At 71.7% G+C, this 14,910-nt stretch carries 13 protein-coding genes; 8 read left to right on the top strand and 5 right to left on the bottom strand.

The window, feature by feature from the left end; genetic code table 11:
* Nucleotides 1-506: 506 nt before the first annotated feature.
* Nucleotides 507-836 (bottom strand): ArsR/SmtB family transcription factor, encoded by a 330-nt coding sequence (locus ACLZOT_RS45125; protein ID WP_416975081.1) that lies wholly within the window; start codon nucleotides 834-836, stop codon nucleotides 507-509.
* 129 nt (nucleotides 837-965) lie between these two features.
* On the opposite strand from ACLZOT_RS45125, the gene ACLZOT_RS45120 reads away from it, so the two are divergent.
* From ACLZOT_RS45120 to ACLZOT_RS45100, 5 genes are all read left to right on the top strand, one after another.
* Complete coding sequence (locus tag ACLZOT_RS45120; RefSeq protein ID WP_416975075.1) at nucleotides 966-1,313, top strand: zinc ribbon domain-containing protein YjdM; 348 nt, start codon at nucleotides 966-968, stop codon at nucleotides 1,311-1,313.
* A gap of 317 nt (nucleotides 1,314-1,630) precedes the next feature.
* Nucleotides 1,631-3,283 carry a SulP family inorganic anion transporter gene (locus ACLZOT_RS45115; protein WP_416975080.1) on the top strand — a complete coding sequence of 551 codons (1,653 nt, stop codon included), beginning with the start codon at nucleotides 1,631-1,633 and terminating at the stop codon, nucleotides 3,281-3,283.
* The gene (locus ACLZOT_RS45110; protein ID WP_416975074.1) at nucleotides 3,280-3,687 is read left to right on the top strand and encodes a pyridoxamine 5'-phosphate oxidase family protein; all 408 of its coding nucleotides are present in this window, start codon (nucleotides 3,280-3,282) and stop codon (nucleotides 3,685-3,687) included. Before ACLZOT_RS45115 ends, ACLZOT_RS45110 begins: the two co-directional genes overlap by 4 nt.
* Nucleotides 3,687-4,106, top strand: coding sequence for an ATP-binding protein (locus tag ACLZOT_RS45105; RefSeq protein ID WP_416975073.1), 420 nt, complete (start codon nucleotides 3,687-3,689; stop codon nucleotides 4,104-4,106). Before ACLZOT_RS45110 ends, ACLZOT_RS45105 begins: the two co-directional genes overlap by 1 nt.
* A 223-nt stretch (nucleotides 4,107-4,329) precedes the next feature.
* Nucleotides 4,330-5,058: an alpha/beta hydrolase gene (locus ACLZOT_RS45100; RefSeq protein ID WP_416975072.1), complete on the top strand. Its 729-nt coding sequence runs from the start codon at nucleotides 4,330-4,332 to the stop codon at nucleotides 5,056-5,058.
* Nucleotides 5,059-5,224: 166 nt separating this feature from the next.
* On the opposite strand, the gene narI is transcribed toward ACLZOT_RS45100, so the two are convergent.
* From narI to ACLZOT_RS45080, 4 genes are read right to left on the bottom strand one after another with little or no spacing between them, the layout of a single operon-like run.
* A complete protein-coding gene (gene narI, locus ACLZOT_RS45095) occupies nucleotides 5,225-5,923 on the bottom strand; it encodes a respiratory nitrate reductase subunit gamma (RefSeq protein WP_416975071.1) in 699 nt (232 codons plus the stop codon).
* Nucleotides 5,920-6,648 carry a nitrate reductase molybdenum cofactor assembly chaperone gene (gene narJ, locus ACLZOT_RS45090; RefSeq protein WP_416975070.1) on the bottom strand — a complete coding sequence of 243 codons (729 nt, stop codon included), beginning with the start codon at nucleotides 6,646-6,648 and terminating at the stop codon, nucleotides 5,920-5,922. Before narJ ends, narI begins: the two co-directional genes overlap by 4 nt.
* Nucleotides 6,645-8,129 (bottom strand): nitrate reductase subunit beta, encoded by a 1,485-nt coding sequence (narH, locus tag ACLZOT_RS45085; protein WP_416975069.1) that lies wholly within the window; start codon nucleotides 8,127-8,129, stop codon nucleotides 6,645-6,647. The genes narJ and narH overlap by 4 nt, the downstream gene beginning before the upstream one ends.
* On the bottom strand, nucleotides 8,129-11,761 hold the full coding sequence (locus ACLZOT_RS45080; protein WP_416975068.1) for a nitrate reductase subunit alpha: 3,633 nt from the start codon (nucleotides 11,759-11,761) through the stop codon (nucleotides 8,129-8,131). The genes narH and ACLZOT_RS45080 overlap by 1 nt, the downstream gene beginning before the upstream one ends.
* 237 nt (nucleotides 11,762-11,998) lie before the next feature.
* On the opposite strand from ACLZOT_RS45080, the gene ACLZOT_RS45075 reads away from it, so the two are divergent.
* The 3 genes from ACLZOT_RS45075 to ACLZOT_RS45065 all read left to right on the top strand — a co-directional run bounded on the left by ACLZOT_RS45075 (nucleotide 11,999) and on the right by ACLZOT_RS45065 (nucleotide 14,764).
* On the top strand, nucleotides 11,999-13,159 hold the full coding sequence (locus tag ACLZOT_RS45075) for an MFS transporter (RefSeq protein ID WP_416975079.1): 1,161 nt from the start codon (nucleotides 11,999-12,001) through the stop codon (nucleotides 13,157-13,159).
* A 153-nt stretch (nucleotides 13,160-13,312) separates the two neighbouring features.
* Nucleotides 13,313-14,014: a DUF2637 domain-containing protein gene (locus ACLZOT_RS45070; protein WP_416975078.1), complete on the top strand. Its 702-nt coding sequence runs from the start codon at nucleotides 13,313-13,315 to the stop codon at nucleotides 14,012-14,014.
* Between the two features lie 3 nt (nucleotides 14,015-14,017).
* Nucleotides 14,018-14,764, top strand: a complete 747-nt coding sequence (locus ACLZOT_RS45065) for an SDR family NAD(P)-dependent oxidoreductase (RefSeq protein WP_416975067.1) — start codon at nucleotides 14,018-14,020, stop codon at nucleotides 14,762-14,764.
* The last annotated feature ends 146 nt before the right edge of the window (nucleotides 14,765-14,910 follow it).

Below are 14,910 nucleotides of genomic sequence, written 5' to 3'. Positions count from 1 at the left end.
CCACCGCACTCATCTCCCTCACCCGGCTCGGACGCCGCACCGGCCACTCCGGTGCGCCGACCTCAGCCTAAGCCACGATCGAACACCTATGCGATTCGAGGGTCGGGAGAAGCGGAGTCGGCTCCCAGAGCATTCCGACTGCCTTGAGGACGCCATTGGGAGCCGGGAGCGGACCTCTCCAGAGGGCAAGGCTCGATCGAACGCGTCGGTCCACTCATCGCGCCACCGCACTGGGCCACGCGGCCGGTCATGTCCCGCTGAGGACGCCGTTGGCGAATTCTGTGGTGTCTGTGTGGGGTGGAGGCGGTTGAAGTGGGAGGTGCGAGTGGTGGAAGCCGCCGCGATCTCGATCTCGCAGCCGTTGCGCGACCCCGCGTCCACACACCGCACCTGCACCGACCCGCCGAACGCGTGTGCCTCCGACCGGGTGAAGGCGGCCGTCTCCCGGGACCTCTGGGGCGCTGTCGGACCCTCTCCGGGAAACGGCCGCCGACCGGGGGCCGTCGTTACGACGGCGGCTTCGCCTCTCCCTGCGTGGCCCGCAGGTCGGCGAGCAACTCGGCCTGGCCGGCCAGGACACCGGAGAGGATGGCGCGCGCGACATCCAGCAGCTCGGCGATGCGCGGGCTGGTCGGCGAGTAGTGGACGGCCGAGCCCTCCTTGCGGGTCGCGACCAGGTTCGCGTGCCGCAGCTCGGCGAGCTGCTGGGGCAGGTGCGCGGGCTCGATACCGACCTCGGGCAGCAGCTCGGCGACCGCGTGCTCCCGTTCGCTCGGCAGCTCCAGGATCCGGATACGGGCCGGGTGACCGAGCGTCTTGAAGAACTGGGCCTTCAGCTGGTACCGCGGCGTGCGTCCAGCCGGATTTCCCTGTTCCTCCGCGCACGGGAAGCCCCTCGAAGGTGTTGGCGTCCGGCGTCGCGGGTGTCCGGAAGCCCGCGGGTCGGGGCCGGTTACCCTGTCGGCGTGATCGAGAATCCTCCTCCCTGTCCGGTGTGCTCGTGCGCGTACACCTACGAGATGAACGCCCTGGTCGTGTGTCCGGAGTGCGGCCACGAATGGGTGCCCGGCGAGGCTGTCGCCATGGAGGGCGAGCGGGTCGTCAAGGACTCCGTCGGCAATGTGCTGCACGACGGTGACAGTGTGGTCGTCGTCAAGGCGCTCAAGGTCAAGGGCAGCCCTTCCGGCATCAAGGCCGGCACCAAGGTGCGGGGCATCCGGCTGGTCGACGGTGTCGACGGGCACGACATCGACTGCAAGATCGACGGTTTCGGGGCGATGCAGCTCAAGTCCAGCGTGGTTCGCAAAGCCTGACCCGACCGGCCCCTTCCCTGCCGGGAACCACGGCGCGGCACCTTGATGCGGAATTGCATATTTTCGCAATTGATTAGATGCTGTGTTGGCTGTGCCCGCAGGAGAAGCCGAGGGGTCGTGTCCGTGCCACTGCACCAAGCCGGGGCCGAGTTCTTCCGAAAGCCGCCGCGGCAGAACCGCGCGGGGGCGTCGGCCGGGCGGAACGATCCGCTCACCGGGGCGCGAAGCGTCGAGGTCACCGCGTGACGGGGGAGTGGATCGGACGTACCCGGTCCCGGATCGTCTCGCTGCTGCCGGCCCGGGCCGATCTGGCGGAGATGCGGCGCGACCCGCGCCGGGACCTGCTGGCCGGGCTGACCGTGGCGATCGTGGCGCTGCCCCTCGCCCTCGGTTTCGGCGTCTCCTCCGGGCTCGGCGCCGAGGCGGGGCTCGCGACAGCGGTGGTCGCGGGCGCGCTCGCCGCGCTCTTCGGAGGATCGAATCTTCAGGTGTCGGGGCCGACGGGTGCCATGACGGTGGTCCTCGTCCCGATCGTGAGTGAGTACGGGCCGACCGGTGTCCTGACGGTCGGCCTGATGGCCGGCGTGATGCTGGTGGGGCTGGCCCTGCTCAGGGCCGGCCGCTACATGCGCTACATTCCCGCCCCCGTGGTCGAGGGGTTCACCCTCGGCATCGCCTGTGTGATCGGTCTCCAGCAGATACCGAACGCGCTCGGTGTGCCCAAGCCGGAGGGCGACCGGGTCCTGGTGGTGACCTGGCGGGCGCTGGAGGAGTTCACACGGTCCCCGAACTGGACCGCGCTCGGTTTCGCCGTCGCCGTCGCGGGGGTGATGCTGGCCGGGGCGCGGTGGCGGCCGGCCGTGCCGTTCTCCATCGTCGCGGTGATCACGGCGGCGGCCGTCGCGCAGGCCACCGGGCTGGACGGCGCGAAGCCGATCGGCGATCTGCCGTCCGGGCTGCCCGCGCCCTCACTGGCCTTCCTGGACGCCGGTTCCCTGGGGACGCTCATGGCTCCGGCCGTCGCGGTCGCCGCGCTGGCCGCACTGGAGTCCCTGCTGTCCGCGTCCGTCGCCGACGGCATGACCGTGGGCCAGCGGCACGACCCGGACCGGGAGCTGTTCGGCCAGGGCCTCGCGAACATCGCCGCCCCGCTGTTCGGCGGGGTCCCCGCGACCGGCGCCATCGCCCGCACGGCCGTCAACGTCCGCACCGGCGCGAGTTCCCGGCTCGCCGCCCTCGTCCACGCGGGCGTCCTCGCCGTGATCGTCTTCGCGGCGGCCCCCCTCGTCTCGAAGATCCCGCTCGCCGCGCTCGCCGGCGTGCTGCTCGCCACCGCGATCCGCATGGTCGAGGTCGGCTCGCTGAAGGCGATGGCCAGGGCCACCCGCTCCGACGCCGCGATCCTCGCCCTGACCGCCGCCGCGACCCTCGCCCTCGACCTCGTGTACGCGGTCGTCATCGGCCTCGCCGTCGCGGGCGCCCTCGCACTGCGCGCCGTCGCGAAACAGGCCCGCCTCGACGAGGTCCCGCTCGACCCGGGCGACCACACCGCCGAGGAACACGCCCTGCTCGCCGAGCACATCGTCGCCTACCGCATCGACGGCCCCCTCTTCTTCGCCGCCGCCCACCGCTTCCTGCTGGAGCTGACCGAGGTCGCCGACGTCCGCGTCGTCGTCCTGCGCATGTCCCGCGTATCGACGATGGACGCCACCGGCGCCCTCGTCCTCAAGGACGCGGTCGACAAGCTGCGACGGCGCGGCATCACCGTCCTGGCCTCCGGGATACGCCCCGGCCAGCGCCAGGTCCTCGACTCCGTCGGCGCGCTGGACCTCCTGCTCCACGAAGGCCGGGAATACGCCACCACCCCCGAGGCGATCCGCGCCGCGCGCGCCCACCTGGAGGCAGCCGGCGTCCTGCCCACCCCTCCCGCACCCAGGCCCCGGACCTCCAGCGAGGACGCCCTGCGATGAGCATTCCCCCTGTCCCCCCGCGTATGGTCGAGGTCTCCGGGGCGGAGGCCCTGTGGCTGATCGAAGGCAGCAGCAGCGGCCGGCTCGTGTACGTCCAGCGGGAACTGACCACGGTCAGGCCCGCCCGGCACGTGTGGGAGTACGGCCGGCTGATCGTCCGCACACCGGCCCCAGCCGCTTCGGTACCCGCCACGGCGGCGTACCACGTGGACGAGATCCGAGCCGTACACGGCACCGGCTGGACCGTCACCGTATCCGGCCCGGTCGAGGTGATCACCGACGCGGACGAGGCCGCCCACTACCGGCGCACCCTCTCCGGCTGGACCCACGGCCCGCACGACACCCTGCTGCGCCTGCACCCCAAGACCGTCGCCGGGTTCCGTCTCGCCCGCCCGGAGACGTGATGCCCGTGCGACTGGAAGCCCTGCCCCACCGGCACGTCCTCACACTGCCCGCAGAATCGTCCGCGGTGCGGGTGGCCCGCGAGACCGCCGAGCAGGTCCTGACCGAGTGGGGCATCGGCCCGCGCCACCCCGCGGCGGCCCCGGCGCTGCTGATCCTGAGCGAACTGGTCACCAACAGCGTCCGGCACGCCGCCGCGCTCTCCCCCACCCTCACCGTCATCTACGCGGCCGGCCCTGACTGCCTGGCCTTCGCCGTCCACGACCGCCACCCCCACCGGCCCGCGCTCCATGAAGCGCTCACCGGGACCGGGGGCTTCGCCACCGTCATGGAACTCACCCTCGGCCAGGACGGCACAGCACAGGTCCGCACCGACGCCGACGGCCAGGGCAAGAGCATCTGGATCACCCTGCCCCTCTGACGACTGGACCCTGGTCCGCGGCACCGGGCCGGTCATCGCCGACCTCACCGGACTGCGCGGCTGGTCGGCCCAGGGACAGCAGGCGATCACCGAAGCCGCACACCGCCTCGCGGAGGCGGGCCGCACTCTGGAACTGGCCGTCATCCCCGCCGACGGCTCCCTCGTTCCCACCGGCGACAACCCGCCGATCCCGGTCCACCCCGAGGCGTCGGGCGAAGGAAGCATGCGAGACGGGCGGCCGCGCGTCACCAGGAGCCGTGGTCTCCTCCTCGGCGACATCCCCGGCATTCTGCGGACGCCCGGTTCCCGGTCCGTCTCCGCACCGGCGCCGCTGATCCTGCTCAGCCCCCCTCCGCTCGGGATGCGCAAGGCGTACCCCCGGCTGGTGGACCGGGCCCGGCACTGCGCGGCGGACGGCTTCGCCACGGCCGCCATCGAGCTCCCCGGAAGCGGCGCTCGGCCGCGCCTGCCCGCCGCCGAGCGGGCCGTCGCCGACCTGCGCCGGGCGATGGAGGCCGGCGAGCCGGTCGGCGACGAGATCATCGACGCTCTCATCCTCCCCCTGGTCGACCGGGCGGTCCCGGAATGGCGGGCCGCCCTGGACGCCCTCCTGTCGCTGCCTGGGGTCGGCGGCCCGGTCGGGTACTCGGGGGGAGTGATCTCCATCGGGACCCGGCTGGCGGTGGTCGAGCCACGTATCTCGGCCGCTGTGCTGTTCGCCGGGAGTTTCGTCCCTCGCGCCATGTTCGCCGAGGCCCGCCGGGTCACCATTCCTCTGCACGTCCTGCTGCAGTGGGACGACGAGGGCAACGACCGGCAGACGGCCCTGGACCTGTTCGACGCCTTCGGCTCCCAGGAGAAGACGCTGCACGCCAACATGGGCGGGCACACCGGCGTCCCGCAGTTCGCGGGGGACGCGGCGGCCCGGTTCTTCACCCGGCACCTGAAGTGACGCCAGGCAGTCAGGCCGCCGGCAGACCCTGACAGTGTTGGCCAGGGGCTGTCCATCCACGGGCGGCTCCTGGCACTCCTCTCCATGTGTGGGGTGTGCTTCACCTCGGTGGCTGTGGCGGCCGTTGACCTTGCCGCCGCCGCAGCAGCCGACGCCGGTCACCGGCTCACGCTGTCCGCGTGGTCCTGCGCCGGTAGACCAGATAGGGCCGGGCGAGGTACCCGACCGGGACGCTCCACACGTGCACCAGCCGTGTGAACGGCCAGACGGCGAAGAGGAGGCAGGCGCTCAGTGCGTGGAGGCGGAACAGGACGGGCGTGCCGGTGATCGCCGACGGCCGGGGGCGCAGGGTGAACACGCCCCGGAACCAGAGGGAGACGGTCTCGCGGTAGTCGTACCCGGCGCCGAGGACGTTGTGCGCGGTGGTCGCCGCGATGCCGAGGAGGACGGTCGCGGCCAGGAGCGGGAAGAGGAGTTTGTCGCTGCGGTCCGTGGTGAGGCGGATCCGGCGGGTCAGCAGGCGGCGGGCGCACAGGAGGCCCAGCCCGGTGACCATCGCGAGACCCGCCACCGAACCCAGCCAGACGGCCACGGTGTGGTAGGCGTGCTCGCTCACTCCCGCCGACTCCGTCCAGGACTCCGGGACGGCGAGCCCCACCACGTGCCCGGCGATCACCAGGAAGGCGCCCAGGTGGAACAGCGGGCTGCCCCAGCGCAGCCACCGGTGTTCGAGGAGCTGACTGGTGTGGGTGGTCCACCCGAACTGGTCGTGGCGGTAGCGCCAGATGTGCCCGGCGGCGAACACGGCGAGGCAGGCGTAGGGGACGGCGACCCACAGCAGCAGGTCGACGGTCGAGACGTTCATCGCGGATCTCCTGGCCGGGCGGGCGGGACGAAGGCGCCGGGCGGTGCGAACTCGCCGTCACCGAAGGGCCCGTAGGGTTCGAGGCCGACGTCCTCGCCGGGCGGGCCCTCGGCGGCGAGCCGGGCCACCGCCGCGCGGTCGGCGTCGGTGGGCGGCGGAAGGAGGGCCAGCAGGGAGGACAGGACGTGCCGGTAAGGGGAGCCGGATTCGGCGAGGGCGTGGCGGATCAGCTCCAGACCCCGCCGGTGCTGACGCAGCGGAGCCTCTCCGCCGCGCGGGCCGGCCAGCGCCGCGAACTCCAGGACCACCGGCAGATGGTCGGGCAGTTCACCACCGCCGACGTCCCAACCGGCGGCCCGGTAACGCTGGTTGAGGGTCAGCAGGGCCATGCCTCGACGGCGGGTGTCGCCGTGCAGGTAGTAGGTGAGGTAGAGGCTGCTGCGGCGCCGCAGGTCGAACATGTCGACGTAGTGCCGCTCCAGGGCTTGCGGCTCCTGGGCGCCGAGCCAGGTGGTGAACGCGGTCAGGTGCCCGGCGGCGGGGGAGGGCGGCAGCGCCTCGACGGCGGCCCTCAACTCCGCACGTGCCGCGACGAGTTCACCGTCCGGATACTGGAGCAGCAGTGAGCACAGGCGCAGCAGCAGGACGCGCGCCTCGGCTTCCTCGGAGGAGAGCCGGCGTACGGCCGCCCGGACCCGGGCGCGGACCGGGGGGAAGGGGCTCACGGTCGTCCTCCGCGCAGGGTCGGCATGCCGAGCGACACCCGGCGGTCCCCGGTCGTCTCGACCGGACAGCGGTTCTCCATCGCCGCGACGTCCTCCTTGTGGGCGGCCGGAACGACGTACCGGTCCGCGTACTTGGCGACGGCGAGCAGTCGGTGCAGGTGCTCGGCGTCGCGGGGAGCAAGGTGCACGGCTTCGAGAGCGCCGGCGTCACCCAGCGTGCGCGCCCGCATGTACGAGCGCAGCGCCGTGAGTTTCATCAGCACCCCGGCGACGACGTCCGTGTCCCCGGCGGTGAACAGTTCGGCCAGGTATTCCAGGGGGATCCGCAGCCGGGTGACGGCGGCGAAGACGTGGTCGGGGTCGTCCTGGTCGCCGCCCGCGCCGGTGACGGCGTCCAGCACCGGGGAGAGCGGGGGGACGTACCAGACCATGGGCAGGGTGCGGTACTCCGGGTGCAGGGGGAGGGCGATCCGGTGGCGGACGGCCAGTTCGTACACGGGGGAGCGGCGGGCCGCGTCCAGCCAGTCCTCGGGGATGCCCGACTCCCGTGCGGCGGCGATGACCTGTGGGTCGTGCGGGTCGAGGAAGACGCCGCGCTGCGCCTCCAGCAGGTCCTGGACGTCCGGGGTGGCCGCGGCTTCGCCGACGCGGTCGGCGTCGTACAGGAGCAGTCCGAGGTAGCGCAGCCGGCCGACGCAGGTCTCGGAGCAGACGGTGGGCTGTCCGGCCTCGATGCGGGGGAAGCAGAAGGTGCACTTCTCGGCTTTGCCGGTGGCGTGGTTGACGTACACCTTCTTGTACGGGCAGGCCGTCACGCACATCCGCCAGCCCCGGCAGCGGTCCTGGTCGACGAGGACGATGCCGTCCTCGACCCGTTTGTACAGCGCGCCGGACGGACAGGCCGCCACGCAGGCCGGGTTGAGGCAGTGCTCGCACAGGCGGGGCAGGTGGAAGAGGAAGGTCTGCTCGAACTCGAACCTCACCTTCTCGGCCCAACTGCCGCTGAGGTTGGGGTCGTCGCCGGCGTTCTCGGGTGCGCCGCCGAGGCCGTCCTCCCAGTTGGCGCCCCAGGTGACGGCGGTGGGCCTGCCGGTGAGGACGGAGCGGGGGCGGGCCACCGGGAGGTCCGGGCCGGCGGGGGCGGAGACGAGGTTGTCGTAGTCGTAGGTGACCGGCTCGTAGTAGTCCTCGATGGACGGCAGATCCGGGTTGGCGAACAGCGACAGCAGGCGCTTGGCGCGTCCGCCGGAGCGCAGGACGAGGCGTCCGCGCCGGTCGAGCGTCCAGCCGCCCTTCCAGCGGGACTGGTCCTCGTAGCGGCGCGGATAGCCGACGCCGGGTTTGGTCTCGACGTTGTTGAACCAGGCGTACTCGACGCCGGGCCGATTGGTCCACGTCTGCTTGCAGGTCACCGAGCAGGTGTGGCAGCCGATGCACTTGTCGAGGTTCATCACCATCGCGATCTGGGCCATGACCCTCATCAGTAGTCGACCTCCTGGGACCGCCTGCGGATGACCGTGACCTCGTCGCGCTGGTTGCCGGTCGGGCCGTAGTAGTTGAAGGCGTACGTCAACTGGGCGTAGCCGCCCGCGAGATGAGTCGGTTTGACCAGCAGGCGGGTCAGCGAGTTGTGGATGCCGCCGCGCCTGCCGCTCACCTCGGCCTTGGGCACGTTCACCGTGCGGTCCTTGGCGTGGTACATGTACACGGTGCCCTCGGGCATCCGGTGGGTGACCACCGCGCGGGCGACGACGACGCCGTTGCGGTTGTACGCCTCGATCCACTCGTTGTCCTTGACGCCGATCTTCACGGCGTCCTCCACCGACATCCACACCACCGGCCCGCCCCGCGACAACGCGAGCATGTGGGCGTTGTCCTGGTAGGCGGAGTGGATGGACCACTTGGAGTGCGGGGTGAGGTAACGGACCGTCACCTCGGCGCGGTCGCCGCCGAGTTCCTCGTCGCCGTAGTGCCGACGGGTGTTCAACGGGGGCCGGTACGCGGGGAGTTGCTCGCCGAGTTCGGCGATCCAGTCGTGCTGGACGAAGAAGTGCTGGCGGCCGGTGAGGGTGTGCCAGGGCTTGAGGTGCTCGGTGTTGATGACGAACGGCGAGTAGCGCCGGCCCCCGGTCTCGCTGCCGGACCACTCGTACGAGGTGAGGACCGCGCGGGGCTGGGTGCGGGTGTCGGCGAACGTGATGCGCTCGGCCTCGCGTTCGGCGGACAGTGCCACCAGGCCCGCGCTGCCGGTGCGTTCCTCCAGCTGCCGGAACCCCTCGGTGGCGAGGCGGCCGTTGGTGGTGCCGGACAGGGCGAGGATCGCCTCGCACATCTGGGAGGCGGTGCCGAGGCCGCCCTGACGGCGCAACTGCTCGGTCTCGCGGCCGGGGTGGACGGTCACGCCCTTCGTCGTGGTGCCGAGCGTGTCCAGGAGCGGGCCGACGCCGCGCATCTTGTGGGCCACGTCCGCGTAGTCCCGCTCGATCGTGACCAGCTTCGGCATGGTCCGGCCCGGCACCGGCTCGCACTCGCCGAGCCTCCAGTCCCGCACGACCCCGCCCGGCTGGGCGAGTTCGTCAGGGGTGTCGTGCAGCAGGGGCACGGCGAGGACGTCGGTGCGGGTGCCGAGGTGCTCGGCCGCCAGCTCGCTGAACTTGTCGGCGAGCGCGAGGAACGCGTCGTAGTCGGTGCGGGCCTGCCAGGGCGGGGGGATGGCCGGGGTGAAGGCGTGCACGAAGGGGTGCATGTCCGTGCTGGACAGGTCGTCCTTCTCGTACCAGGTCGCGGCCGGCAGGACGACGTCGGCGAGCAGGCCGGTCGACGTCATCCGGAAGTCCAGGGTGACCAGCAGGTCGAGCTTGCCCTCGGGCGCCTCCTTACGCCACACCACGTCCTTCGGGCGGCCCTCCGGTGGCGTCTCCTCGGAGCGGACGGCCGCGTCGGTGCCCAACAGGTGGCGCAGGAAGTACTCGTTGCCCTTGCCCGAGGAACCGAGCAGGTTCGCCCGCCAGACCGTCAGGACGCGCGGGAAGTTCGCCGGGTCGTCGGGGTCCTCGGCCGCGAACTTCAGCCGCCCGGAGGTGAGTTCGTCGACGATGTACTCGGACACCGGCACCCCCCGGGCCGCCGCCTCGTCGGCCAGATCGAGCGGGTTGCGGCCGAAGCCGGGGTGACCGGGCGTCCAGCCGAGCCGGACCGCCTGCGCGAGGCAGTCGGCGGTCGCCTTCCCGGCGAACCGCCCCTCGCCCAGCGGCGAGGCCAGCTCGTCCGGCCCGAACGCCTCGTAGCGCCACTGGTCGGTGGCCAGGTACCAGTACGAGGTGCCCGCCATGTGCCGGGTGGGCCGCTGCCAGTCGAACGCGAACGCCAGATGCTGCAAGCCCGTGATCGGGCGGATCTTCTCCTGCCCGACGTAGTGCGCCCAGCCGCCGCCGTTCACCCCCTGGCAGCCCGTCATCGTCACCAGTGCGAGGAACGCCCGGTAGATGGTGTCCGAGTGGAACCAGTGGTTGGTCCCGGCCCCCAGCGCGATCATCGAACGCCCCTGTGTGCGCTCGGCGTTGCGCGCGAACTCCCGCGCGATCCGGGCCGCCTGCACGGCCGGCACCGAGGTGACCGTCTCCTGCCAGGCCGGGGTGTACGGCTGGGAGGCGTCCTCGTACGACGCCGGCCACGCGCCCGGCAGACCGGGGCGCGACACCCCGTACTGGGCCAGCATCAGATCGAACACGGTCGTCACGAGCCGCCCGCCCACCGTACGGACCGGCACGCCCCGCACCATCGTCGAACCGCCCTCGGTGGCGCCCTCGTCGAAACGCGGCAGGGAGATCTCCACCCGGTCCTCGGCGCGGCCGAGCAGGCTCAACTCCGGTACGACGCCGCCCAGGTCGAGGTTCCAGCGGCCTCGCCCGGCTTCTCCCCACCGGAAGCCGAGCGAGCCGCCGGGGACCACCGGGTCGCCGGTGGCCCCGTCCATGAGGACCGTCTTGAACTCGGCGTTCTCCTCCTCGCTGCCGAGGTCGGCGGCGGTCAGGAACCCGTCCGGGACCAGGCCGTACGTCGCGTGCTCCCGCAGCGTCACGAGGAACGGCGCGTCCGTGAACGTCCTCAAGTAGTGCTGGAAGTACGGCACTTCGCGGTCGACCAGGAACTCGCGCAGGATCACGTGCCCCATCGCCATCGCGAGCGCCCCGTCCGTCCCCGGATGCGGGGCCAGCCACTCGTCGGCGTGCTTGACGTTGTCGGCGTAGTCGGGGCTGACGGCGACGACCTTCGTGCCGTTGTAGCGGGCCTCGGTGAGGAAGTGCGCGTCCGGGGTGCGGGTGACGGGGATGTTCGAACCCCACATGATCAGGTAGCCCGCGTTCCACCAGTCGGCGGCCTCCGGGACGTCGGTCTGGTCGCCGAAGACCTGCGGCGAGGCGATCGGCAGGTCCGCGTACCAGTCGTAGAACGACAGCAGCGTGCCGCCGATCAGGGAGTGGAAGCGCGCACCGGCCGCGAACGACGCCATCGACATCGCCGGGATCGGGGAGAAGCCCGCGACCCGGTCCGGGCCGTACGTCTTGACCGTGTGCACCTGCGCGGCGGCGATCAGTTCGGTGACCTCGTCCCAGCCGGCGCGGACCAGGCCGCCCTTGCCGCGGGCGCGCTTGTAGGCGCGGGCCTTCGCCGGGTCGCCGGTGATCTCCGCCCAGGCCGCCACCGGGTCGCCGAGCCTGTGCCTCGCCTCGCGCCACAGGGTGAGCAACTCGCCCCGCACGTACGGGTAGCGGACCCGGCTGGGGGAGTACGTGTACCAGGAGAACGACGCCCCGCGCGGGCAGCCGCGCGGCTCGTACTCGGGGCAGTCCGCGCCGATCGACGGATAGTCGGTGGCCTGGTGCTCCCAGGTGATGATGCCGTCCTTGACGTACACCATCCACGAGCAGGAGCCGGTGCAGTTCACGCCGTGCGTCGAGCGCACCACCCTGTCGTGGGCCCAGCGGTCCCGGTAGAGGCCCTCCCCGTGAGGGTCGCCCGTACGGAACTGGGCGCGGCCGTCCGCCGACACCTCACGGCGGGTCAGGAGCCGCCGCGCCGCGAGCGGCCAGGTTCTGCTGTCGTTCGCCATGCCCAAAACGCTAGGCGGGGCCGTCGGCCGGGCGCCCGGGGCCGAAGGTCCCTTCCACAAGGACCACCGGCCCCGGTGATCGGGACCGGTCGGAAGGCGCCGGAGGCGTGCCGGTGACGCGAGAGTGTGGCGCCCCGTACAGCCATGAGGGAAAGGACGGACGCCATGGTCCGGTCGTCAGAGTTCCGGTCGTCCACGTCGGACGACGCCGGCCCGGTGGAGCGCGGAGCCTGGCTGATGCTGGCCCTGGCCACCGTCGGATTCGCCGTCAACTTCTGGGCCTGGGCGCTGCTGAGCCCGCTCGGCCCCCGCTTCAAGGACACCCTGCACCTGAGCTCCTTCCAGCAGTCGCTGCTGGTGGCGGTCCCCGTGGTGGTCGGCTCGCTGGGACGGATCCCCGTCGGGGCGCTCACCGACCGCTACGGCGGGCGCGTCATGTTCCCCGCCGTCTCCGCGGCCACCGTCCTGCCGGTGCTCTACCTCGGCCTGGCCGGCCACTCCTCGCTGGCCGCGCTGCTCGCCGGGGGGTTCTTCCTCGGCGTCGGCGGCACCGCGTTCGCCGTCGGGGTGCCCTTCGTGAACGCCTGGTTCCCGCCCGAGCGGCGGGGACTTGCGATCGGCGTGTTCGGCATGGGCATGGGAGGCACCGCGATCAGCGCCCTGAGCACGGTGAAACTGGTCGACGCGCACGGTACGCGGAGCCCGTTCCTGATCACCGCCGCCGGTCTCGTGGCGTACGCGGTCCTGGCGGCGCTCGTCCTGCGCGACGCCCCCGGCCGCACGCCGGTGACCCAGCCGCTGGCCCGCAGACTCGCCGACACCCTGCGGCTCGCGGTGACCTGGCAGGCCGCCGCCCTGTACGCGGTCGCCTTCGGCGGGTACGTCGCCTTCTCCGTCTACCTGCCGACCTACCTCAAGACCGGCTACGGCCTCACCCAGGCCGACGCCGCCGACCGGATGGCCGGGTTCGTGCTGCTCGCGGTCGCCATGCGGCCGGTCGGCGGCTGGCTCTCCGACCGGATCGGGCCGGTCCGCGTCCTCGCGGTCGCCCTCGGCGCCGTCCTGGCCGGGGCGTGCGTCCAGTCCCTCACTCCCGACCTGGCGCCGGTCGGCACCGCCGCCTTCCTCACCATGGCCGCCGCTCTCGGCGCGGCCAGCGGCGCCGTCTTCGCGCTGGTCGCCCTGCTCGCACCGGCCGACCGGATCGGCTCGGTCACCGGGGTCGTCGGGGCGGCCGGAGGGCTCGGCGGCTTCGTCCCGCCGCTCGTCATGGGCGCGCTGTACGGGGCGTACGGCACGTACGCCGTCGGGCTGCTCCTGCTGGGGGCGGTCGCTGCGGGGGCGCTGATGTTCACGGAGACGGGGGTGCGGTACGCGCTGGGGCGGCGCACGCGGTGAGCCGACGGGCCTCGACACCCAGGCCACAGCGAACGGCGTGCCCCTCACCGGCGGGACGCGGGGCAGAAGGTTGGCGGTCTGAGCTGGGGGTTTCCCGGGGAAGCTGGTTGTTGAGGGGAGCTTTTGTCCGACGGCGCGGGGGAGGGCTGCGCGGTGAGGCGGCCCGTTGCTCGTACGGTGGGTGAGGTGGAGGTGTGGGTCCGTCGGGTGGGAGCTGCGGTCGTAGCCGGGGTGGCGGCGTATGCCTCGCACGTTCATCAGCGGGAGTTCGCATTGCAGGGTGGGGCGGATGAGGTGAGTGCGAACTTGTGGCCGTTGTCGGTGGACGGGCTGTTGTTGTCGGCGACGGCGGGGATGCTGAAGCAGTCTGCGGACGGTCCTCGGCGTGCGCGGTATGTGGTGCGGGCGGCTTTTCTGCTGGGGATCGGGGTGTCGTTGGCGGCGAATGTGGCTGCGGCTCCTGATCTGGCGTGGAAGCCGGTGTTGGTGGCGGGGTGGCCTCCGGTTGCCTTGTTGTTGGCGGTGGAGTTGCTGGGGCCATGGGGGAGGGTTCTTCTCCCGGAGGCATGGAGGGAGTTGATCCGTTGCTGGCGGAGGCGAGGCAAGTGGATGCGCGGCATTGGGAGTTGTATCAGCGGCCGGTCTCTGCCGAGTCGTTGCGGAAGGAACTACGTGTGGGAGCGGGGCGGTCGAGGGAGTTGGTGGCTCTGGTGCGGGCGAGTCATAACGGCAAGGCTTAGGACTGAGTACCTCCTCCGTTCTGGTGTCGTGTGCGGGTGTTCATTGAACGAACAAGACGTCCAGATCCGTAGCCTCGACGCCCAGGATCTAAGGGCGACGACCAAGGAGACATGAGCCATGGCTGGACGACTGGCGGGCAGGACCGCCGTTGTGACCGGAGGCAGTACCGGCATCGGACAGGAGATCGCCCGGAGGCTCGCGGTCGAGGGAGCGGACATCGCGGTCGCGGACGTCGATCCGGCGGACGAGACGCGCGAACTGGTCGCGCGGACAGGCCGTCGGTTCTTCAGTGACGAGGTCGACGTCTCGGACGAGGAGGAGATCGACGGGTTTGCCGCGAAGGTCCGCAGCGAGCTCGGCTCCGCCGACATCCTGGTGAACAACGCGGCCGTGGTGCTGCTGGCCGACCTCGACCACGTGACGTACGAAGAGTGGCGACGCACCTTCGCCGTCAACGTGGACGGTCCCTTCCTGGTCTCCAGGGCTTTCCTGCCGGACCTGAAGAAGTCCGGGTCGGGACGGATCATCAACATCACCTCGTCGAGCTACTGGACCGCGCCGCCGCCCTTCGTCTCCTACGTCTCGGCCAAGGGTGCGCTGAACGGCCTCACCTCCGTCATGGCCGCCAATCTCGCGGCTCACGACATCACCGTCAACGGCGTCGCGGCGGGTCTGGTCCGGACCGCCGCGGCCCTGGAGAACACCAGCGAGGTCTTCTTCGAGCAGGCCGTGCAGGGTCAGAACATCAAGCGTGTGCAGATGCCGGACGACGTCTCGGGTGTCGTGGCGTTCCTTGCCTCAGAGGACGCCGCGTTCATCACTGGGCAGATCGTCGTCGCGGACGGCGGCAGCACACGCCGCTGAGACGACGTACGACATCCACCCGCACGCGCTGACACCCCTCGCCGAGCGGGGAACGCCTGCCCGAGGCGTGCTGCGGGCCGCGACCTCCCAGTGCCCGGCAGCTCACCCGTCGACAGCGTCTCCGCGATCACCGACGTCCGCACGGT

Origin of the sequence: Streptomyces sp. 4F14 (genome assembly GCF_048159485.1) — a bacterium.
In the GTDB taxonomy this organism is placed as follows: Bacteria; Actinomycetota; Actinomycetes; order Streptomycetales; family Streptomycetaceae; genus Streptomyces.
The sequence above is the reverse complement of the archived record's forward strand: the minus strand, read 5'-3'. Positions and strand labels throughout refer to the sequence as shown.